General features: G+C 62.6%; 19 protein-coding genes. 14 read left to right on the top strand and 5 right to left on the bottom strand.

The window, feature by feature from the left end; translation table 11 throughout:
- Positions 1–39 precede the first annotated feature (39 nt).
- Together A0W34_RS16290 and A0W34_RS16285 are read left to right on the top strand one after the other, a co-directional pair.
- On the top strand, positions 40–1062 hold the full coding sequence (locus A0W34_RS16290; protein WP_003944025.1) for an alpha/beta hydrolase: 1023 nt from the start codon (positions 40–42) through the stop codon (positions 1060–1062).
- A 102-nt stretch (positions 1063–1164) separates the two neighbouring features.
- A complete protein-coding gene (locus A0W34_RS16285; RefSeq protein WP_003944042.1) occupies positions 1165–1986 on the top strand; it encodes a helix-turn-helix domain-containing GNAT family N-acetyltransferase in 822 nt (273 codons plus the stop codon).
- Positions 1987–1996: 10 nt separating this feature from the next.
- Here A0W34_RS16285 and A0W34_RS16280 read toward each other — a convergent pair whose 3' ends face one another.
- The 5 genes from A0W34_RS16280 to A0W34_RS16260 all read right to left on the bottom strand — a co-directional run bounded on the left by A0W34_RS16280 (position 1997) and on the right by A0W34_RS16260 (position 7204).
- Positions 1997–3463: an FAD-dependent oxidoreductase gene (locus tag A0W34_RS16280; protein WP_047272229.1), complete on the bottom strand. Its 1467-nt coding sequence runs from the start codon at positions 3461–3463 to the stop codon at positions 1997–1999.
- An 87-nt stretch (positions 3464–3550) separates the two neighbouring features.
- On the bottom strand, positions 3551–4012 hold the full coding sequence (locus tag A0W34_RS16275; RefSeq protein WP_003944075.1) for a carboxymuconolactone decarboxylase family protein: 462 nt from the start codon (positions 4010–4012) through the stop codon (positions 3551–3553).
- Complete coding sequence (locus tag A0W34_RS16270; protein WP_081557941.1) at positions 4009–4944, bottom strand: NAD(P)-dependent oxidoreductase; 936 nt, start codon at positions 4942–4944, stop codon at positions 4009–4011. The genes A0W34_RS16275 and A0W34_RS16270 overlap by 4 nt, the downstream gene beginning before the upstream one ends.
- Positions 4941–5690 carry an SDR family oxidoreductase gene (locus A0W34_RS16265; RefSeq protein ID WP_081557940.1) on the bottom strand — a complete coding sequence of 250 codons (750 nt, stop codon included), beginning with the start codon at positions 5688–5690 and terminating at the stop codon, positions 4941–4943. The genes A0W34_RS16270 and A0W34_RS16265 overlap by 4 nt, the downstream gene beginning before the upstream one ends.
- Positions 5691–5737: 47 nt before the next feature.
- A complete protein-coding gene (locus tag A0W34_RS16260; protein ID WP_007728641.1) occupies positions 5738–7204 on the bottom strand; it encodes an aldehyde dehydrogenase in 1467 nt (488 codons plus the stop codon).
- 217 nt (positions 7205–7421) lie between these two features.
- Here A0W34_RS16260 and A0W34_RS16255 point away from each other — a divergent pair, with 217 nt between their 5' ends.
- From A0W34_RS16255 to A0W34_RS16200, 12 genes are all read left to right on the top strand, one after another.
- Positions 7422–8279: a mycofactocin-coupled SDR family oxidoreductase gene (locus A0W34_RS16255; protein WP_007728643.1), complete on the top strand. Its 858-nt coding sequence runs from the start codon at positions 7422–7424 to the stop codon at positions 8277–8279.
- A gap of 136 nt (positions 8280–8415) precedes the next feature.
- The gene (locus tag A0W34_RS16250) at positions 8416–8982 is read left to right on the top strand and encodes a TetR/AcrR family transcriptional regulator (RefSeq protein WP_024487471.1); all 567 of its coding nucleotides are present in this window, start codon (positions 8416–8418) and stop codon (positions 8980–8982) included.
- Positions 8979–10184, top strand: a complete 1206-nt coding sequence (locus A0W34_RS16245) for a cytochrome P450 (protein WP_003944019.1) — start codon at positions 8979–8981, stop codon at positions 10182–10184. Before A0W34_RS16250 ends, A0W34_RS16245 begins: the two co-directional genes overlap by 4 nt.
- Positions 10184–10990 (top strand): SDR family oxidoreductase, encoded by an 807-nt coding sequence (locus A0W34_RS16240; RefSeq protein WP_003944110.1) that lies wholly within the window; start codon positions 10184–10186, stop codon positions 10988–10990. Before A0W34_RS16245 ends, A0W34_RS16240 begins: the two co-directional genes overlap by 1 nt.
- On the top strand, positions 10987–12381 hold the full coding sequence (locus A0W34_RS16235) for a cytochrome P450 (protein WP_007728646.1): 1395 nt from the start codon (positions 10987–10989) through the stop codon (positions 12379–12381). Before A0W34_RS16240 ends, A0W34_RS16235 begins: the two co-directional genes overlap by 4 nt.
- A gap of 2 nt (positions 12382–12383) precedes the next feature.
- Positions 12384–12575 (top strand): ferredoxin, encoded by a 192-nt coding sequence (locus A0W34_RS16230; protein WP_020907945.1) that lies wholly within the window; start codon positions 12384–12386, stop codon positions 12573–12575.
- 37 nt (positions 12576–12612) lie between these two features.
- Positions 12613–13164 carry a hypothetical protein gene (locus tag A0W34_RS16225; protein ID WP_007728648.1) on the top strand — a complete coding sequence of 184 codons (552 nt, stop codon included), beginning with the start codon at positions 12613–12615 and terminating at the stop codon, positions 13162–13164.
- 5 nt (positions 13165–13169) lie between these two features.
- The gene (locus tag A0W34_RS16220; RefSeq protein ID WP_081557939.1) at positions 13170–14417 is read left to right on the top strand and encodes a hypothetical protein; all 1248 of its coding nucleotides are present in this window, start codon (positions 13170–13172) and stop codon (positions 14415–14417) included.
- A gap of 26 nt (positions 14418–14443) precedes the next feature.
- Entirely contained in the window at positions 14444–16081 is a 1638-nt protein-coding gene (locus tag A0W34_RS16215) for an acyl-CoA synthetase (protein ID WP_030536771.1), read from the top strand.
- 53 nt (positions 16082–16134) lie between these two features.
- On the top strand, positions 16135–17388 hold the full coding sequence (locus tag A0W34_RS16210; protein ID WP_030536770.1) for a cytochrome P450: 1254 nt from the start codon (positions 16135–16137) through the stop codon (positions 17386–17388).
- 34 nt (positions 17389–17422) lie between these two features.
- A complete protein-coding gene (locus tag A0W34_RS16205) occupies positions 17423–18163 on the top strand; it encodes an MlaE family ABC transporter permease (RefSeq protein ID WP_030536769.1) in 741 nt (246 codons plus the stop codon).
- Positions 18160–19032, top strand: coding sequence for an MlaE family ABC transporter permease (locus A0W34_RS16200; protein WP_003944051.1), 873 nt, complete (start codon positions 18160–18162; stop codon positions 19030–19032). Before A0W34_RS16205 ends, A0W34_RS16200 begins: the two co-directional genes overlap by 4 nt.
- Positions 19033–19035 lie beyond the last annotated feature (3 nt).

Raw genomic sequence — 19035 nt, 5'->3', positions numbered from 1 at the left:
GCTGTTGCCGGGCACCGCAATCGAGCACGAGGAGCGGCAATGAGAAGAATCGGACGTACTCGGGCAATGCTTGTCGTCGCCCTCGTCGCGTGGACGGGACTGTTCGGCGAAGCAGCGTTGGCCTCGGCTGACCCGGCCCCGACATCCCCTTCAGGCGGTTCAGCTCTCGATCACGTCGAGGAGATCAACGCCCGTCAGCTGACTATGTACGTCTACTCGGCTGCGATGGACAAGGTGATTCCGCTCGAGGTGATTCGGCCGGCAGACACAAGTGCGCCCCGGCCGACCCTCTATCTACTCAATGGCGCCGGCGGAGGCGAGGACACGGCGACGTGGCAGACACGGACAGACGTCGTCGACTTCTTCGGCGACAAGAACGTCAACGTCGTCAACCCGATCGGCGGTGCCTACAGCTACTACACCGACTGGGAGAAGCCCGATCCTGTTCTCGGACTGAACAAGTGGACCACATTTCTCACCCAGGAGTTGCCACCGATCGTCGATGCCACGCTCGGGACTACGGGTACGAATGCCGTTGCCGGATTGTCGATGGCAGGTACCTCGGTTCTGAGCCTGGCCGAGGCGGCGCCATCCGTTTACCGTGCCGTCGGTGCTTTCAGCGGGTGTGCCGAGACGAGTACTCAACCCGGTCAGGACTACGTGAGATTCGTGGTCGGATTCCGCGGCGGCAACGTGGACAACATGTGGGGTCCTCCCGGCGGTCCGGGCTGGGTAGCCAACGATCCTGTGGTCAACGCCGAGAGATTGCGGGGGGTCGACCTCTACATCAGCAATGGATCGGGCCTGCCCGGCCCACACGAGAATCTGGGCGGACCGATGGTCAACGGCGACCTCGGCGTTCTGGCGAACCAGGTGATCGTGGGTGGAGTCATCGAGGCCGGGACGAACCAGTGCACCCAGCGTTTGGCCGAGCGGCTCGACTCCTTGGGCATCCCGGCCACCTATGATTTCCGGGCAACTGGCACTCACTCTTGGGGTTACTGGCAGGACGATCTTCACAACTCGTGGTCGATGATTGCCGCGTCGATCGGTGCGCGTTAGCCGGCGAACCCTGGGGTCGGTGGCTGAGTTGTTTCTCACTCCGGGACACTCTTGCCGAACCTAGCCGACCGAACTGCAGGTCAGCGGCGTTATAGTCGCCTCATGAGTTCAGAAACACTCGCTCCCCTCGACACCGACGTACTTGCGCGCAGGTTTGCGTGCCTGGGTGATCCGACGCGGCTGCGAGTGCTCCGACTTGCTGCCGGCGGTCCGATCGACGTCGACACGATTGCACACGCCGCATCACTCGAGCCGTCGGCGTTGAGTGCCCACCTCGAGGCCTTGATCGAGGTCGGTTTTGTCGAGGCTTCGGTGCGTGAAGGCACTTCGGTTGTCAGTGTTGCCGGAACGGCATACTCCGATCTGATGGCAGCGGCCGCCGTCGTGGCTGCTCGCGGTCCGGTCGAAGACACACTGGGAGTTCTTCCCGATGACGTGGTGGTGCGCCGCATGGAATCCGGCGACTGGGATGCCGTCCGCTCGATCTACCGCGAAGGAATCGACACCGGAACCGCGACGTTCACCACCTCGGTGCCATCCGCCGAGAAGCTCGACGCGCAATGGTTACCCGATCATCGATGGGTGGCCGAGATCGACGGCCGCGTCGAAGGCTGGGCGAGCCTCAGCCCGGTGTCCTCGCGAGACTGCTACCGCGGGGTCGCCGAGAACTCCATCTACATCGGTAGCGGCGCTCGCGGGCGCGGCGTGGGCAAGCTGCTGCTTCGCCGACAGGTGCAAGCCGCCGACGCCAGTGAGATCTGGACAGTGCAGTCGTCGATTTTCCCGGAGAACCGGGCAAGCGTCGCCTTGCACCAGGCCGTCGGATTCCGAGTCGTCGGCACTCGCTCGCGTATCGCTCAACTGGGTGGGCGGTGGCGTGACACGTTGTTCCTCGAACGTCGCAGCGAGGACGCTGACATCTGAGAAGAGACGCTCAGCCCTTGGCAGCGCTGACTCCGGCGCGTCGCCCGTAGAAACTGCCGTCTCCGAGGGACGTTCCGGAGGCATACCCGCCAGCGCAGACACCGGCGGTGCATCGTCCAGCGGCAAACAGACCCGGGATCGGTTCGCCGGAGACGTGCATGACCTCCGAGTTGATCGACGTGCGCAGACCGCCGAGCGTGAATCCGGCGGTGAAATTGCGAAGATCGAGCGCAGCGACGGGTGAGCCGATCGGCTTGACCCACTCCTTCTTCTTTCCCAATACCGGGTCCTCACCACGGGCGGCGTGGCGGTTGTAGACCTCGACGGTCGACTGGAGGGTGCCTTCCGGCAGACCCATGTCGGATTCGAGTTCCTCGACGGTCTCGGCCACCCACTTGGGCTGGAATCTGAAGAACGGTGTGGAACTGTCGGCGGCGCAGCCCTCTTCGTAGGAAGCTTCGTCGATGATCAGGTAGGCCTGATTCTCGTTGCGCAGCAGCGTCTCCTGGCCGATTCTTCCCGGGTACGTGTCCTCGTTGACGTAGCGCTGGCCGCGTCCGTTGACGAGAATGCCGCGGATCATCAACTGGGGGTCGCCGAAGAATGCGACCTCGGTGGCGTCCATGTGCGCGAGGTCGGCCCCGAGAGCCTGCGCCATCTGGATGGACTTTCCGTCGTGCTCTTCGATAGCCGCACCGGGGCGCCCGATCAGCCGTGGGGCGTACGACTGGATCATCGCTTCGTTGTAGGCGAAGCTTCCCGTCGCCAGAACGACACCCGTGCGTGCTCGAACTGCCACTTCCTTGCCGTACTGCTTGGCGATGATGCCGACCACTCGATCTCCGTCGACGACCAGGCGCTGGACTCGCATGTCGTATTCTGCTCGTACGCCGAGGCTTTCGGCCGTCTCGATCAGTGGCTTCATCAACATGAAACCACCGCCCTTCTCCCCGGTGCGCTTGCCGCTCATCTGTGGAACGTGCCCGCGAGGGGCCGGTGTCGCGATCGTGTTGAACGGTGCCGAGTTCTCGCCGCCGGAATACATGAGTCCGTCGTCGAAGGGTGTTTCCCAGCCGGGTTGGCCGTAGAAACTCTCCTTGAACGGCACACCGTTGTCGACGAGCCAGTTGTAGTGCTCGACGCTGCCTTCGCAGTAGTCGGTGATCTTCTCCTCGTCGGCGCCGGGACCGAGTGCGGCCATCATGAACGATTTCATGTTGGCGGGGGAGTCCTCGAACCCGAGTGCCTGCTGCAACGGGGTCCCGCCGCCCAGATAGATGAATCCGCCTGCCAGCGCCGCAGCGCCGCCCCAGCCGCTCGTGCGCTCGAGCACCAACACGTCGGCGCCCGCTCGCGCGGCCTCGATCGAAGCACTCACTCCGGCAATGCCGTAGCCGGCGACGACGACGTCAGCCTCGAAGTGCCACTGCTCGATGTTTGCGGAGGACTGCGGACGGATTGAGCTGGCCTCGGCCATGGATTCGGATCCTTCGTTCTTCTGGTTGGTTGGTGGGGGAATCGGTGGGTGTGATCGATGCCCTGATGGCAGTATCTCGACCGAAAGTCAGTCGGTGTCCGTTTTCGCGGAATCGGCCGCGGCCTTCTCCTTGGCGCGCGCGGCTTTACGTCTGTCGGCCTTCACGGCGATCAGCGCATTGTTGAGCCCGGTGGCCAGCGGCCAGCCGACGTAGTGGCACAGGAAGATTGCGGCCTCTTCGAACTGCTGCTCGGTCAACTCCTCGTTGTGGAGAGCAGCGTTGATCTGGATCTTCGCCACATCGTTCTGCCCCTGGGCGGTGATGGCACCGATCAGGAGTAGTCGTCGATCACGTACCGACAGTCCCGGTCGCGTCCAGATGTCGGCAAAGAGGTGGTCGGCGGTGACCGCGAAGAAGTCGCCGGGAACGTCGGCGGGAAGCTCCCAGCCGTACACCTCGTTCATCTTCGCGACGCCACGAGCACGGGCCTCGGAGATGCGGCTTTCGTCGGTTCCACCGGCATCGGTCATGTGAGTGGTGTCGGTCATGCGTGCTCCCGAGTAGTAGATGCCGTTGAAGGTTCGGCCGGCCTGTCTTCGCTGTCATTCCCGACGCCCAGACCGGCACCGAGTCCGGCGAGCGCAAGGTGCGCGAGCGGCAGGTCGAGATTCAGCCGATCACCGAGGTCGATGGCCAAGGCCAAGTCCTTCTCCCCGAGATTGCGAACATGCCGCAGTATCGAGAACCACGGGTCGTCCTCCGAGACCGGTGCGGTGGTGTCGCGGAGCATGATCGCGCCCGCGCCACCGGTGATCGCATCGGTGTGCCTGACGACCTTTCCGAGCGTGCGGAGATCGAGTCCTGCTGCTTCGGCGAGTCGCGCGGCCTCGGTCGTGGCGGTGAACGAGACGAAGTGAAGAAGGTTGCGTGCGAGCTTCATTCGCGTTCCCGCGCCGACGTCACCGGCGTGAACCACCAGCTCGGCCCAGGATCCGAAGGGCTCGCGGACGGCTTCGAACGCCTCGTCGGAGCCGCCGATCATCACTGCCAGCCTGCCCTGCGCTGCGCCGCCGGCACCGCCACTGATCGGCGCGTCGACCAGCAGAACACCACGCTGTTGACAGATGTCAGCGAGTTCCACCGCCGTGGTGTCCGAGATAGTGGAGTGAATCGCGACGACAGTGCCTGGCTGTGCGGTCGACAGAATCCCGTGCGGCCCGCACACAACCTCGCGTACCTGCGCGTCGTCGAGCACCGTGACGGAGATGATGCTCGCCTGCGCTGCAACGTCGGCGGGCGTCGATGCTGCGCTCGCGCCCGCAGTGGTGAACGGTTCGAGCGCTTCTGCGCGGGCATCACACACCACCAGTCCGCCCGGCCAGTCCAGGAGGCGCTGCGCCATCGGCGCGCCCATGTTGCCTAGGCCGATGTATCCCAGTCTGGTTTTCGAAGCGCTGGCTTTCGGCGCCGATTGCGTCATGACCGGTACACCTGGCCTCCGTCGACGTTGAAGATCTGCCCGGTCACCCAGCCTGCGTCGTCGGAGAGAAGGAACAGGCACATGCCGACGAGATCGTCCGGTGTTCCCATGCGCTGCAACGGGATTCGCTTCACCATGTCCTTGACGATGTTGCCGGGGGTGACGGTTCGAGTCGCCTCCGTGTCGATAGGGCCGGGAGCGATGGCGTTGATCCGGATGTTCGACCAGCCGAGTTCGGTCGCGAGTTGTTGTGTCAGGCTGTTGACGCCGGCCTTCGCGAGTCCGTAGTAGTTCGAGTACAGCCAGGCTGCTGTGGAGGACTGGTTGACGATCGAACCGCCCTTCGCTCGCATGTGAGGTACTACCGCCCTGCACACGTGCAATGCGCCGTCCATGTTGACGCTCATGAACTTTCGGTAGTAGTCCCAGTCCACCGTCAACAGGGAATCGATCTTCATTCCGCCGTAGATGGCAGCGTTGTTCACCAGGTGCTCGATGCTGCCGAACTGCTCGATCGTGAAGTCGGCGAGTGCCGCAGTCGACTCCCCGTCGGCGACGTCGACGTCCTTGAACACGGCACTTCCACCGTCTGCCGTGATCTGCTTGGCGACAGCTTCACCGAGTTCGCGATTGAGGTCCGCCACGACCACGTTGGCCCCCTCCGCGGCCAGAGCGCGGGCATACGCCTCTCCGATACCCTGCGCTGCTCCGGTGACTATCGCGGTGCGACCGTCGAAACGTCCCATGTCGACCTACTTTCGTGGTGATGATCCTGTGGTGAGGGTGTGGAATGTCAGGAAGGTGAAGCGACGAGCTTGGTTTCGAGGTATTCCTCGAAACCCGCGAGGCCCATTTCGCGGCCGATCCCGGATTGTTTGTAGCCGCCGAACGGTGCGTCGGCCGAATACCAGACGCCGCCGTTGACGCTCAGCGTTCCGGTTCTGACACCGGCAACGACGTGCGCGACGCGATCGGGATCGGTGCCCCACACCGACCCGGACAGGCCGTAGGGGGAATCGTTGGCAATCCGGATAGCGTCGTCGTCGTTGTCGTACGGAAGGATCACGAGGACGGGCCCGAAAATCTCCTCCTGCGCTACGCGAGACGAGTTGTCCAGCCCGGCAATGAGAGTGGGTTCGACGAAGAAACCCCTCTCGCGATCGTCGGGACGGCCCCCACCCGTCACGATCGTGCCGCCCTCTTCGACCGCGAGGGTGAGGTAGCTCTCCACCCTGGCGCGCTGGCGCGCCGAGATGACCGGGCCACACACCGTTCCGCGCGCGCTGGGGTCGCCGGCTCGGATACCCGCCATCGCGGCAGATGCCGCGGCCAGAGCATCGTCGTACCGAGCGCGCGGCACCAGAAGTCTGGTACTGAGCGCGCATCCCTGACCGGCATGAACGCAGACGGAGAACGCGGCAACCGAGCATGCACCTTTGATGTCCGCATCGTCGAGGACGATGAATGCGGACTTACCCCCGAGTTCGAGGAAGACCTTCTTGAGAGTTTGCGCGGCCGTGGCCATCACTGTGCGTCCGGTGGCGGTGGAACCGGTGAAGGACACGAGATCGACGCGCGGATCGCTGCACAGCTGCGCGCCTAGGGAGTGATCCGTCGACGTCACGACGTTGACTACGCCGGCCGGGATCTCGGTTTCTTCTGCAATCACCTTGGCGACCAGCGCGGCGCACCAGGGCGTGTCCGGCGCGGGTTTGAGAACGATGGTGTTGCCGGCTGCGAGGGCGGGACCGAGCTTGGCGAAATTGATCTGGTGCGGAAAGTTCCACGGTGTGATTGCGCCGACGACGCCGACGGCTTCCTTGAGCAGTCGGCGATGGGTCGGAATCCCCATGGGTGACGCGTGCCCGAGATCTTGTTCCCACGAATAGGTTTCGATCAGATCGGCCCAGTAGCGAAGATCTTCGATCGGGCCTTCGAGTTGCGGACCGCTCGTCAGCATGACCGGTGCGCCGACCTCGGCGACGGTGATCTCACGCAACTCCTCGATGTGGGACTGGAGTGCATCGCACAGTTGGCGCAGGCAGCGAGCGCGAAACCCGTGATCGCGTGCCCATTCGGTGTCGTCGAACGCACGGCGCGCAGCGGCGATGGCCGCGTCCATGTCCGCGGCGGTGCCTTCGGCCGCACGGCCGATCAGTTCCTCGGTCGCCGGGTTGAAAACTTCGAAGGTTCCGCCGGATCCGGGAACCAGCTTTCCGTCGACGAGAAGTGCAGAACTGTCTGCGGGTCGAAGCGTCATAGCGCAAACCCTCTCTTTCTGGACATGTGTCTGGACTCTAGTTCACACTTGTGGTTGAGGCAATGGTTTTTGGGGCATAAGAGATTTCGAGAGCCCAGCAGTCTCGAGAGGGTCTCGGATCTGCTTCGACGAAAAGCGCCTCGTGTCCGGTGCGGCGCCGCTACGGTTCACCGCACATTCACAACCACGTCTTCACAGCCACAGGAGAGAGGTCGAAATGAACAGAGTTGACGGAAAAGTGGTGTTGGTGACCGGCGCTGCTCGAGGTCAGGGGCGCAGTCACGCCGTCCGTCTCGCGCAGGAGGGCGCGCACATCATCGCCTTCGATCTGTGCGCAGACATCGCCAGCAACGAATACCCGCTCGCCAGTCCAGCCGATCTGGAGGAAACGGCTCGACTGGTGAAAGAGGCCGGGCAGCAGGTGGTGACGGCGCGTGTCGACGTCCGTGATCGCGCCGGACTCGAAACAGCACTTGCCGAGGCGGTAGGGCAGTTGGGCGGATTGCATGTCGTCGTGGCGAACGCCGGTATCTGTCCGCTCGGCAAACACGTGTCGACCGCCGGTTTCGTCGACGCCTTCGATGTGAACTTTCTCGGTGTCGTCAATACAGTGCACGCGTCGATGGAATACCTCGGCGAAGGGGGTTCGATCATCGCGATCGGATCTGTTGCCGGTCTGGTGCCGCAGACCGGATTCAACGGGCAACAGGCGCTCCAGGGTCCGGGTGGCGACGGATACGGCTTGGCCAAGAAGCTGATTCAGGCCTATACCAGTTCGTTGGCGCTGACCCTCGGGCCGAGTTCCATTCGCGTCAACGCGATTCATCCGACCAATGTGAACACCGACATGTTGCAGAGCATGCCGATGTACCGGACGTTCCGTCCCGACCTCGAGAATCCGACCGCCGAGGATGCGGCTGTGACGTTCCCGTTCATGCAGGCGATGCCGACCCCGTGGGTCGAACCCGCGGACATCTCGCATGCAGTCGTGTACCTGTCCTCGGACGAGTCGCGATTCGTCACCGGCCAGCAACTGCGCGTGGACGCTGGTGCCGGGATGAAGATCGGTCTGTAGTAGAACTTTTCGCGTCGCTGCTGCCTGTTCGTGGTGAATTTTCCAAGTTTCCCCATTTCGTTGCCCTGGACAGGACGCTGTAGTAACGTCCAGACACGTGTCCAGCAAACGGGGCGATTCAAGTGGCGGGGGATCGATTGTCTACGAATCCACTCGCAGGCGCCTCACGGGCAAACAGGCGGAAACTGTGGCTAGGCTTGCCGAAGCAACAGTGAAAGTTCTACGCAAACAAGAGTTTTCCGGACTGACTGTCCGTTCGGTTGCGGCCGAAGCGGGCGTAGGAACTGCGACCGCCTACACGTATTTCGCGTCCAAGGAGCATCTCGTCGCAGAGGTTTTCTGGCGAAGACTTCAGAACTCGTCGGCGCCTGATGGCTCAGGGTTGGATCGTACCGCGCACGTGCTGTCTGTACTTCGAAATATCGCGCTGCTTCTCGCGGACGAACCGGAGGTATCGGCCGCCGTGACCAATGCACTGCTCGGATCCGATCCTGAAGTGGAACATCTTCGCGGCCGGATCGGGCTCGAGATCCATCAACGACTCGCCTCGGCGTTGGATCCGAATGGCGAACCCGAAGTGTTGGAAGCGCTCGAAATGCTTTATGCCGGGGCGCTTCTGCGCGCAGGGATCGGCTACGGAACCTACGCGCAAATCGCTGGACGCCTCGAGGCCTCAGCTCTACTGATCCTGGAGAAATCATGACAGAAGCTTTGATCGATCCGGTGGTCTTCAATCCGTACGACTACCACTTTCACGACGATCCGTATCCGACGTACAAGCGTCTGCGCGAAGAATCACCCCTGTATCACAATCCGGACGTGGGCTTTTGGGCATTGTCGCGATATGCGGACGTGGTCGACGGATTCAAGGACAACAAGCGTCTGTCGAGCGCAAACGGAGTATCACTCGACCCCGCTGCATACGGTCCACACGCGCATTATGTGATGTCGTTTCTCGCTATGGATGATCCCCGCCATATGCGGTTGCGCCAGTTGGTTTCTCGCGGATTCACACCGCGGCGTGTTGCGGAGCTCGACGGCCGGATACTCGAACTGACGAAGCAACATCTGATACCCGCGCTGGGCGCGGGGGAGTTCGACTGGATTACGGAGGTGGCGGGAAAGCTGCCGATGGACGTCATCTCCGAACTCATGGGTGTCCCCGAACCCGACCGAGCCGAACTGCGGCGCAAGGCGGATCTGGTGGTGCATCGAGAGGCGGGTGTTCTCGACGTGCCGCAACCTGCGGTGGAGGCTTCGATCAGTTTGATGGGCTACTACAAGGAGATGATCGCGCAGCGTCGCCGATCGCGGACGGACGATCTGACCTCGGCCTTGCTCGACGCCGAGATCGACGGAGACAAGCTTTCGGACCAGGAGATCCTCGGATTCATGTTTCTGATGGTCGTGGCCGGAAACGAGACCACGACCAAGCTTCTCGGAAACGCTCTGTACTGGGGTTCGCACCACCGGGAGCAGATCGCACCGGTCCTCGACGATCCCGAACGAGCCTCGGAATGGGTGGAAGAGACTCTTCGCTACGACACGTCGAGTCAGATCGTGGCTCGGACTTCGGTTGTCGACCTCGAATACCACGGGCGCACCATTCCGGCGGGGGAGAAGGTCCTGCTCCTGATCGGATCGGCCAACCGAGACGCCGACGTCTTCGACGATGCCGACAGCTTCCAGATCGGCCGGAGTTCGTCGGGCAAACTCGCGAGTTTCGGTGGTGGCGTGCACTTCTGCCTCGGTGCCCACCTTGCCAAGCTCGAAGCCAAGATCGCCCTGGCGGAGTTCGGGCGTCGGGTCAGCGACTACGAAGTCGTCGAGTCCGGAATCGAGCGTGTTCATTCGACAAATGTCCGGGGCTTTGCGGCCCTGCCGGTGAAAGTGCAGGTGCGCTGATGCCTCGTTTCGAACCCAATCCCGTTCGCCGGCCGGCACTGATCAGTGGTGCGTCGTCGGGAATCGGCACAGCCACCGCGTATGCCCTGGCCGAACTCGGGCATCCGGTTGCACTCGGTGCGCGTCGAGTCGCCGAATGCGAAGCCATCGCCGAGAAGATCCGCAGCAACGGTGGTGAAGCGTTCGCCCACTTCCTCGACGTCACGGACGGTGATTCGGTCGACGGGTTCGTCTCGGCCGCAGAGGCAGTCCACGGCCCCGCGGAAATCGTCGTCTCCGGTGCCGGAGACCTCGAATTCGGGGCTGCGGACGAGATGAATCCTGAGGCGTTTCTACGGCAGATCCAAGTTCACCTCGTCGGTGCGCAGCGATTGGCGCATCGCGTACTCCCCGGTATGAGGCAACGACAGCGCGGTGACTTCGTACTGATCGGCTCGGATTGTGCCGAGCGCCAGCGTCCACTCATGGGTGCGTACGACGCAGCGAAGGCCGGGCTCGAGGCAATGGGGCGTCAGATGCGAATGGAGCTCGAGGGAACAGGCATTCGCGCGTCGATCGTGCGACCCGGGCCGACACTGACCGGCATGGGGATGGACACGACGCCGGAGATCATCGGACCGGTCGGGGAATCGTGGAGCAAGTGGGGGTTCGCCCGCCATGGTTACTTTCTGCGCGCCTCGGACATCGCCAATGCCATCGTCGCCGTTGTGTCGGCGCCGCGAGGAGCACACATCGTGCTCGTCGAAGTTCAGCCCGAGGCGCCACTGGACAAACTTCCCACTGCGAACTCACAGGAGACGACATGACGCACGGAGTGCAAGAGACGTCGCGAACACTGCCCGAGCCGCCGCGGGTGTCCGGCGGGGACCTCCCGCACGGGCATCTCGAGGAACTGCGAACCGACCCGATAGCGCTCATGCGCCGGGTGCGTGAGGAATGTGGTGACGTCGGCGCCTTTCAACTTGCCGACCGCACAGTGATCTTGCTGTCCGGAGCCGAGGCAAACGAGTTCTTCTTCCGCTCCACCGACGAGGATCTCGACCAACAAGCGGCTTACCCCTTCATGAAGCCGATATTCGGTGAAGGCGTCGTCTTCGACGCCAGCCCGGAGCGGCGTAAAGAGATGCTGCACAACTCGGCTCTGCGCGGCGAACAGATGCGCGGGCACGCCGCCACGATCGGCCGCGAAGTCGAGGCGATGGTCGCGCAGTGGGGAGACGAAGGCGAGATCGATCTGCTCGACTTCTTCGCCGAGCTGACCATCTACACCTCGTCGGCGTGCCTGATCGGCAAGAAGTTCCGCGACGAACTGGACGATAGCTTCGCCAAGCTGTATCACGAGCTCGAACAGGGAACGGATGCATTGGCTTTCGTGGATCCGTACGCGCCGATCGAGAGTTTCCGCCGCCGCGACGAGGCCCGGTTGGCGTTGGTCGCTCTGGTACAGGACATCATGAACGGGCGCATCGCGAATCCTCCGCAGGGCAAGGATGACCGCGACATGTTGGACGTGTTGGTCTCGGTCAAGGACGAGAACGGCGACCTCCGGTTCAGTGCCGACGAGATCACCGGAATCTTCATCTCGATGATGTTCGCCGGCCACCACACGACTTCCGGCACGGCAGCGTGGTCGCTGATCGAGATGTTGCGGCATCCCGACACCATGACGGACGTCGTCGACGAACTCGACAATCTGTACTCCGACGGCGCCGATATCAGTTTTCATGCCCTGCGCCAGATTCCGGTTCTTGAGGCTGTGGTCAAGGAAACCCTTCGACTGCATCCGCCGTTGATCATCCTTTTGCGGGTGGCACGTGGAGATTTCGAAGTGGGCGGCTTCGAGATCCGAGAGGGCCATCTTGTCGCCGCGACACCCGCGATCTCCAATCGAATCGCCGAGGACTTTCCCCGGCCGGACACCTTCGATCCCGGGAGGTACATCGACCCGAATCAAGAGGACATCGTCAACCGCTGGACGTGGATTCCGTTCGGAGCCGGCCGGCATCGCTGCGTCGGCGCTGCGTTCGCCCAGATGCAGCTCAAAGCGATCTTCTCGATCCTGCTGCGGGACTTCGAGTTCGAGATGGCGCAGCCGTCGGAATCCTACCGAAACGACCACAGCAAGATGGTCGTCCAGTTGCAGCAGCCGTGCGCGGTGAGGTACCGGCGCCGAACACGTCCCGGGCGTGAGGGGTGATCATGCACGTCGAAGTCGACCTCGACCTGTGCCAAGGCCATGCGGCATGCGAGCTGGAGGCACCGGAGATCTTTGTCGTCCCGAAGCGGGGGAAGGTCAGTCTTCTGGACTCGGACCCACCCGAGTCGCTCCGCGGTGAAGCCGAGATGGCGGTCAGGTACTGCCCGACCGGCGCCCTGAGAATTGTCGATTGATTGCAGCGAATTCATGTGCTCGAGGGAGGAAGTTCAGATGACGGGTTTCGACCGCGCAGAGCTCGACGAGATGGTCCAACGCTGGATCGAGGCAAACAAAAAGGCCGAAGCCGCCGGCGATTGGAAACCGTTGGCGGACATGTATACCGAGGACGCCACGTACGGGTGGAACTACGGCCCCAAGCAGGATTTCATGGCGGTGGGGCGCGAGGAGATTCGCGAAGTCGCGCTCGGTCTCGAGATGAAGGGCCTCGAAGGCTGGGAGTATCCGTATCAAGACTTTGTGATCGACGACCGTAGCGGAAACGTGATCGGCTTGTGGAAGCAGATTTCCGATGCCAAGCGTGAGGACGGTAGCAACTACTCCGTCTACGGTATCGGTGGTAGTTGGTTCCGCTACGGCGGGGATTTCCAATGGTCGTGGCAGCGTGACTTCTTCGACTTCGGGAACGTGTCGGCACTGTTCATGGAGATGATCGGCAACAACGCTCTCTCGAAGGGGATGCAGGGCCGGATCCAGCGATCGATCTCGGGCGACCCGCTACCGGGCTGGTATCCGGTGGGCACCGCGCCGGTTTCGCTGTGGTGAGTCCGATGTCGGTGCGCGATTCCTTCGAGGCACTCTCGCAGCGCGACCTTGCCGTGCTGGTGCCCGAGTTGCTCCTGTGCGGGCAGCTGATCGATCGCTCGGGCATGGCGCATCTGATCGTCGAATTCGGACGCGAGGGTATGGCACAGGTGGCCGTCGAGGAGTGGGAGTCGGCCAGCCCCTGGTACACCCGCCGCATGCAGAAGGCTCTCGGATACGAGGGCGACGACGTCGTGACGATCTTCAAAGGATTACAACTCGACATCGGCGCTCCTCCACAGTTCATGGACTTCCGATACCGGGTCGACGATCCGCTGCACGGTGAATTCTGGCTCGACCATTGCGGAGCACTCATGGACGTCGAGCCGTTGGGCGATGAGTTCGTGACCTCGATGTGTCACGACATCGAGGATCCGACTTTCGATGCAACGGCTATCGCGACCAACCCGCGCGCCCAGATCCGGCCGATTCACCGACCACCGCGCAGGCCCGCCGACCGACATCCGCACTGCGCCTGGACCGTGTCCATCGACCCGTCGCACACGCCTCCCGTGATGACCGCGCACACCGAGCAGATCGGAAGCACCGCCGCGGTGACGGTCGAGCTGAGCCCGATCGATCACGGTGGGGACGGTAGGGCGGACTACTCGGGTCCGTTGTTGTCCGACCTGAGGTTTTCCGACTTCTCGCGATCAGCCTTGGTTCGTATCGCAGAGGAGATCTGCGTGCAGCATCATCTGTTGGCGTTGGGCTTTCTGGCAGCGGTTCGCCGCCGTGCCGACGAAGACAAGGCTCGCGAGATCACGCGAAAGCAATTGACCGGAATCGCGGGAGTTGCGGCACAGCGTATTCGAGATGCGCTCGGGCTTCCTTCGACGCTGGAATCGTTGGCATTGGTCCTGTCCGTGCATCCCTTGCTGAATCCGAAGCAGTATGTGGAGAGCGAGATTCGACAGGACGGCGGTGCTCTGGAGCTGCGGATCTCGCGAGAAGCTCTTGTCGACCGCGACGGCGGTTGGCCGACCTTGCTCGGCAGCGAGCACCTCGATCCTCTCCAAGCTTTGGTCCGCGGCGTGAATCCGCACTTCACCGTGAGAGTGGTGGCCGAAGATGCCGCGGGGCTTCTTCTGGCCGTCGACATCACCGAAGCTCCCGCTCCGGAATGCGTCGAAGTCGCCATCACGAAGGTCAGTACCGGCGCGGCATTCGTATTCGAAGATCGCGGAATCCCCTTGCCTCTCTTCGTCGTCTGACCGGCCGAACCCGAAGGACTCAACCTATGGCGTACACGTTTGCAGACCTGTTCGAGCATTCCGTCGATGTGATGCCCGATCGCCTCGCGCTGATCGTTTCCGGCGAGGAGGTGACATACCGTGAGCTCGACGAGCGGGCCAACCGATTGGCGCATTACTTCCAGTCCGTCGGGTTGGGTGTCGGTTCGCACATCGGTATTCAGCTGCACAACTCGATCGAGGCGATGGTTGCTGTCCTCGCGGCCTTCAAGATCCGCGGCGTTCCCATCACGGTGAACTACCGCTACACGAGCGACGAATTGGTTTATCTGTACGAGAACGCGGATCTCACGGCGTTGGTTTTCCATCGTGGTTTCGCTGAGCGGGTCGCCGAGGCCTTGGTGGCCACGCCGCGGGTCAAGTACGTGATCGAGGCGGCGGACGAACTCGCTCTCGGGAACGAACCGTCGATTCCAGGGGCAGTGGCGTACGAGGATGCGCTCGGCAACCAATCCTCGCTTCGCACAGGTGAACATGCATTTCCCGAGCGTTCCGGCGATGACGTCTACGTTCTCTACACCGGCGGAACAACCGGACGACCGAAAGGCGTCGTCTGGCGGCAGGAAGACATCTGGCGCGTATTGGCCGGCGGTTACGACTTCTATTCGGGTGAGCCGATCGCCGACGAGTACCAGCAGTCGCGCGGTGGCGCCGCGGCAGCCGAACCGATGCGGTGGTGCATGCTTCCACCGCTGATCCACACCTCGGCACTGATGCCGACGTTCAACGCTCTGTTCTCCGGAAACACCGTCATCTTCGAACCGAAGTTCGATGCGGCACAGGTCTGGAAAGTCGTCGCCGAGTATCGGCCGCAGGTCATGGTCATCACCGGCGACGCCATGGGCCGTCCACTGGTCGAAGCCCATCACGAATTGCAACCGGATGGGTCGAGCCTGGCTGTGCTCGCCTCTGGCGCTGCGCTCTTCTCCGGATCGGTCAAAGATGCGTTCTTCGACGTCTTTCCGAATCTGATGATCTCCGATTCGGTTGGATCGTCCGAAACAGGCTTCGGCGGAATCGGATTCGCAACCAAAGGGCTCGAGCAGCGTGGCGGACCCAAAGTGGGTGCCAACAGATTCACGGTCGTCGTCGACGACGACAACCGTGTGTTGGAGCCGGGCTCGGGCGCCGAAGGATGGCTGGCGAAACTCGGAAACGTTCCACTCGGCTACTACAAGGATCCGGTGAAGTCGGCCGAGATATTCCGCGAGGTGAACGGCGCACGGGCAGTGGTGACCGGAGACCGGGCGCGGATCGAGGACGACGGCTCGGTCACCCTCCTCGGACGGGGAAACATGGTGGTCAACACCGGCGGCGAGAAGGTCTTCGTGGAAGAAGTCGAAGCCGTGGTGAAGGCCCATCCCGACATCTACGACGCGACAGTGATCGGTGTTCCGGACGAGCGGTGGGGCAATCGGGTGGCGGCAGTGCTTCGCATCCGCGACGGTGTGGAACCGGATTTCGAATCCATCGAGAAGCACGCCCGCAGTCACCTCGCCGGCTACAAGATTCCGCGTTCCTTCTGGATCGCCGACGAGGTCGTTCGAGCGCCGAGCGGCAAGCCGGACTACCGCTGGGCCAAGGAGTTCTCACAGAACAGCGACCCGGTCCACCGGATCGACTAGCGCTCACACGCAACACCCGGCACCCGGCACCCATCCGTAAAGGAGCATCTGCAATGCCTGAGATCGACCTTCCCGACGGGTTCGACGTGACCGACCCGCATCTGTACGGCGAGCGCGTCCCGCTTGCCGAGTTCGCCGAACTACGACGATGCGCTCCGGTCTGGTGGAACGCCCAGGAACCGGGTACCGGCGGATTTCACGACGGTGGTTGTTGGGTTGTCTCCCGCCACGCAGACGTCCGCGACGTCTCGTTGCGCAGCGAGGAGTTCTCGAGCAACGTCAACGGCTGCATTCCGCGGCATGAAGACAACATCTCGGCGGAGGAGTTGGAGGCGACAAAACACGTCCTCATCAACAAGGACGCCCCTGAGCACACACAGCTGCGCAAGTTGGTGGCGCGCTTGTTCACTCCGCGGTCGGTGGAAGCGATGCGGGCCGGGTTGGAAGCGCGGGCAGAAGACATAGCGTCGGCTGCCGTGGCGGAAGGTAGCGGTGATTTTGTCAGCCAGGTCGCCAGCGAGTTACCCATGCAGGCGATCTCGGAGCTGATCGGTGTACCGCAGGACGGGCGCCGTCAGCTGTACGAATGGTCGAATCAGATGACGGGATACGACGACGAGTCGCTCGCCGGCGAGTCTCGGATGGCGTCGGCGCAGATCCTGGGCTACGCCTATCAACTGGCTGAGGCGAGACGGGAGGAACCGCTCGACGACATCATCTCACGCTTGGTGCATGCCGACATCGACGGGCAGAAACTCACCCCGGAACAGTTCGGTTTCTTCGTCATCATGTTGGCTGTCGCGGGCAACGAAACGACGCGAAACGCAACGACACTCGGCATGATGGCATTTCTCGAGCATCCGGATCAGTGGGAACTGTACAAGCGTGAGCGTCCGCGCACCGCCGCGGACGAGATCATCCGCTGGGCTTCGCCACTGACGTCGATGCAACGAACAGCAGTGGTGGACACACAGATTGCCGGCACTGCGATTGCGAAGGGGCAGCGCGTCGTACTGCTCTACGGCTCGGCGAACTTCGACGAAACCGTCTTCGGGAACCCCGACGTCTTCGACATCACCCGAGACCCGAACCCGCACCTCGCGTTCGGAGGAACCGGGCCGCACTACTGCGTCGGCGCCAACCTGGCCAGAATGGAGGTCGATCTGATCTTCGGCAAGATCGCCGATCACATGCCCGACATCAGCAAGCTCGGCGATCCGAGCAGGCTCTCGTCCGGTTGGCTCAACGGGATCAAGGAATTCAAGGTCGACTACGGCAACTCCACGTCATGCCCTTCGGGGCATTGACGTGTACAGCGGAAGAGTTGCACTTGCGGGCCCGATGCGCGAACTCGGCCAGTTCTACCGGATGGGCGCCGATGTCGCAGTGGGCTTGTTCCGCACCCGCTTTCAGGTGCAGGAGTTTCTCGAGCAGAGTTGGATGATCGCCCGGGTGTCGATCGTGCCGACAGTGTTGGTAGCCGTGCCGTTCACGGTCCTGGTGAGTTTCACCCTCAACATCCTTCTCCGCGAAATCGGTGCCGCCGACCTCAGCGGCGCCGGGGCCGCGCTCGGTGCCGTGACTCAGGTCGGTCCGGTGGTGACGGTGCTGATCGTGGCAGGTGCGGGCGCGACAGCCATCGCCGCCGATCTGGGATCGAGAACGATTCGTGAAGAGATCGACGCCATGGAGGTGCTCGGGATCGATCCGATCACTCGGCTGGTGATTCCGCGGGTGGTCGCGTCGACCGTGGTGGCTTTGCTGCTCAACGGACTCGTCTGCGTCATCGGCATCGCCGGCGGTTACGCCTTCTCGGTGTTTCTCCAGGGCGTGAACCCTGGAGCCTTCGTCGAGGGAATCACGTTGCTGACCGGCCTGCCCGAGGTGGCGTTGTCGATGGTCAAAGCTGCACTGTTCGGGATGCTGGCGGGATTGGTGGCCTGCTATCGCGGACTGTCGGTACGGGGTGGGCCGAAAGGCGTGGGGGAGGCCGTCAACGAAACGGTGGTGTACGCATTCATGGCGTTGTTCGTCGTCAACACCATCGTCACCGCGGTCGGCATCCGATTGACGGCGGGGTGATCGAGGTGACGCTTTCGGATTCGCTGGCACAAATCGGCAAGTTCGGACGCACGCGGGCTCGGGTGGCTCGAACGTCACGCTCGATCGACGACGTCGGGCGACAAGCTGTCTTCTTCGCGCGCGCCATCGCTCACATCCCGTGGGCAATTCGCAAACACCCGAAAGAAGTGTTGAGGCTGGTAGCCGAGATCAGCATGGGCACCGGAGCTTTGGCAGTGATCGGCGGCACGGTTGCGGTCGTAGGATTTTTGACTCTCGCCTCGGGTGGCACCATTGCGATCCAAGGTTTCAGCTCACTGGGAAATATCGGAGTCGAAGCGCTCACCGGATTCTTCTCCGCCTTCATCAACGTTCGTATCGCTGCGCCGGTCATCGCGGGAATCGGCCTGTCGGCCACGATCGGAGCAGGTTCGACCGCGCAGATCGGTGCCATGCGCATCAGTGAGGAAATCGACGCCCTCGAATCGATGGCGATCAGTTCGGTCCCGTACGTCGTCAGCACCCGCGTCACCGCAGGGATGATCGCGATCTTGCCGCTGTACTCACTGGCGCTCGTAGGATCATTTCTGGCCGGACGATTCACCACGGTCGTGCTGTTCGGTCAGTCCTCGGGTCTTTACGACCACTACTTCACGACGTTCCTCGATCCGGTCGACGTCGCATGGTCCTTCGTTCAAGTGCTCGTGATGGCACTACTGGTGATGCTGATCCACACGTACTACGGATACAACGCGTCCGGGGGACCGTCGGGCGTGGGAACTGCAGTGGGCCGCGGGGTTCGGCTCTCGCTGATCTGCGTCGTGGCGGTGACCCTGCTCGTCTCACTCGCGCTCTACGGCGGTTCCGGCAACTTCAATCTGTCCGGTTAGGGG

The organism is Rhodococcus sp. BH4 (assembly GCF_002079265.1).
GTDB classification, from domain to species: domain Bacteria; phylum Actinomycetota; class Actinomycetes; order Mycobacteriales; family Mycobacteriaceae; genus Rhodococcus_F; species Rhodococcus_F qingshengii.
Note: the sequence above shows the minus strand (reverse complement) of the source record. Positions and strands in the feature narration are given on the sequence as shown.

Bases quoted from the DNA above. Each gene is read 5' to 3' on its own strand.
- A0W34_RS16290 (WP_003944025.1), top strand. From the start codon at position 40: ATGAGAAGAATCGGACGTACTCGGGCAATGCTTGTCGTCGCCCTCGTC.
- A0W34_RS16285 (WP_003944042.1), top strand. From the start codon at position 1,165: ATGAGTTCAGAAACACTCGCTCCCCTCGACACCGACGTACTTGCGCGC.
- A0W34_RS16280 (WP_047272229.1), bottom strand. From the start codon at position 3,463: ATGGCCGAGGCCAGCTCAATCCGTCCGCAGTCCTCCGCAAACATCGAG.
- A0W34_RS16275 (WP_003944075.1), bottom strand. From the start codon at position 4,012: ATGACCGACACCACTCACATGACCGATGCCGGTGGAACCGACGAAAGC.
- A0W34_RS16270 (WP_081557941.1), bottom strand. From the start codon at position 4,944: ATGACGCAATCGGCGCCGAAAGCCAGCGCTTCGAAAACCAGACTGGGA.
- A0W34_RS16265 (WP_081557940.1), bottom strand. From the start codon at position 5,690: ATGGGACGTTTCGACGGTCGCACCGCGATAGTCACCGGAGCAGCGCAG.
- A0W34_RS16260 (WP_007728641.1), bottom strand. From the start codon at position 7,204: ATGACGCTTCGACCCGCAGACAGTTCTGCACTTCTCGTCGACGGAAAG.
- A0W34_RS16255 (WP_007728643.1), top strand. From the start codon at position 7,422: ATGAACAGAGTTGACGGAAAAGTGGTGTTGGTGACCGGCGCTGCTCGA.
- A0W34_RS16245 (WP_003944019.1), top strand. From the start codon at position 8,979: ATGACAGAAGCTTTGATCGATCCGGTGGTCTTCAATCCGTACGACTAC.
- A0W34_RS16240 (WP_003944110.1), top strand. From the start codon at position 10,184: ATGCCTCGTTTCGAACCCAATCCCGTTCGCCGGCCGGCACTGATCAGT.
- A0W34_RS16235 (WP_007728646.1), top strand. From the start codon at position 10,987: ATGACGCACGGAGTGCAAGAGACGTCGCGAACACTGCCCGAGCCGCCG.
- A0W34_RS16230 (WP_020907945.1), top strand. From the start codon at position 12,384: ATGCACGTCGAAGTCGACCTCGACCTGTGCCAAGGCCATGCGGCATGC.
- A0W34_RS16225 (WP_007728648.1), top strand. From the start codon at position 12,613: ATGACGGGTTTCGACCGCGCAGAGCTCGACGAGATGGTCCAACGCTGG.
- A0W34_RS16220 (WP_081557939.1), top strand. From the start codon at position 13,170: ATGTCGGTGCGCGATTCCTTCGAGGCACTCTCGCAGCGCGACCTTGCC.
- A0W34_RS16215 (WP_030536771.1), top strand. From the start codon at position 14,444: ATGGCGTACACGTTTGCAGACCTGTTCGAGCATTCCGTCGATGTGATG.
- A0W34_RS16210 (WP_030536770.1), top strand. From the start codon at position 16,135: ATGCCTGAGATCGACCTTCCCGACGGGTTCGACGTGACCGACCCGCAT.
- A0W34_RS16205 (WP_030536769.1), top strand. From the start codon at position 17,423: ATGCGCGAACTCGGCCAGTTCTACCGGATGGGCGCCGATGTCGCAGTG.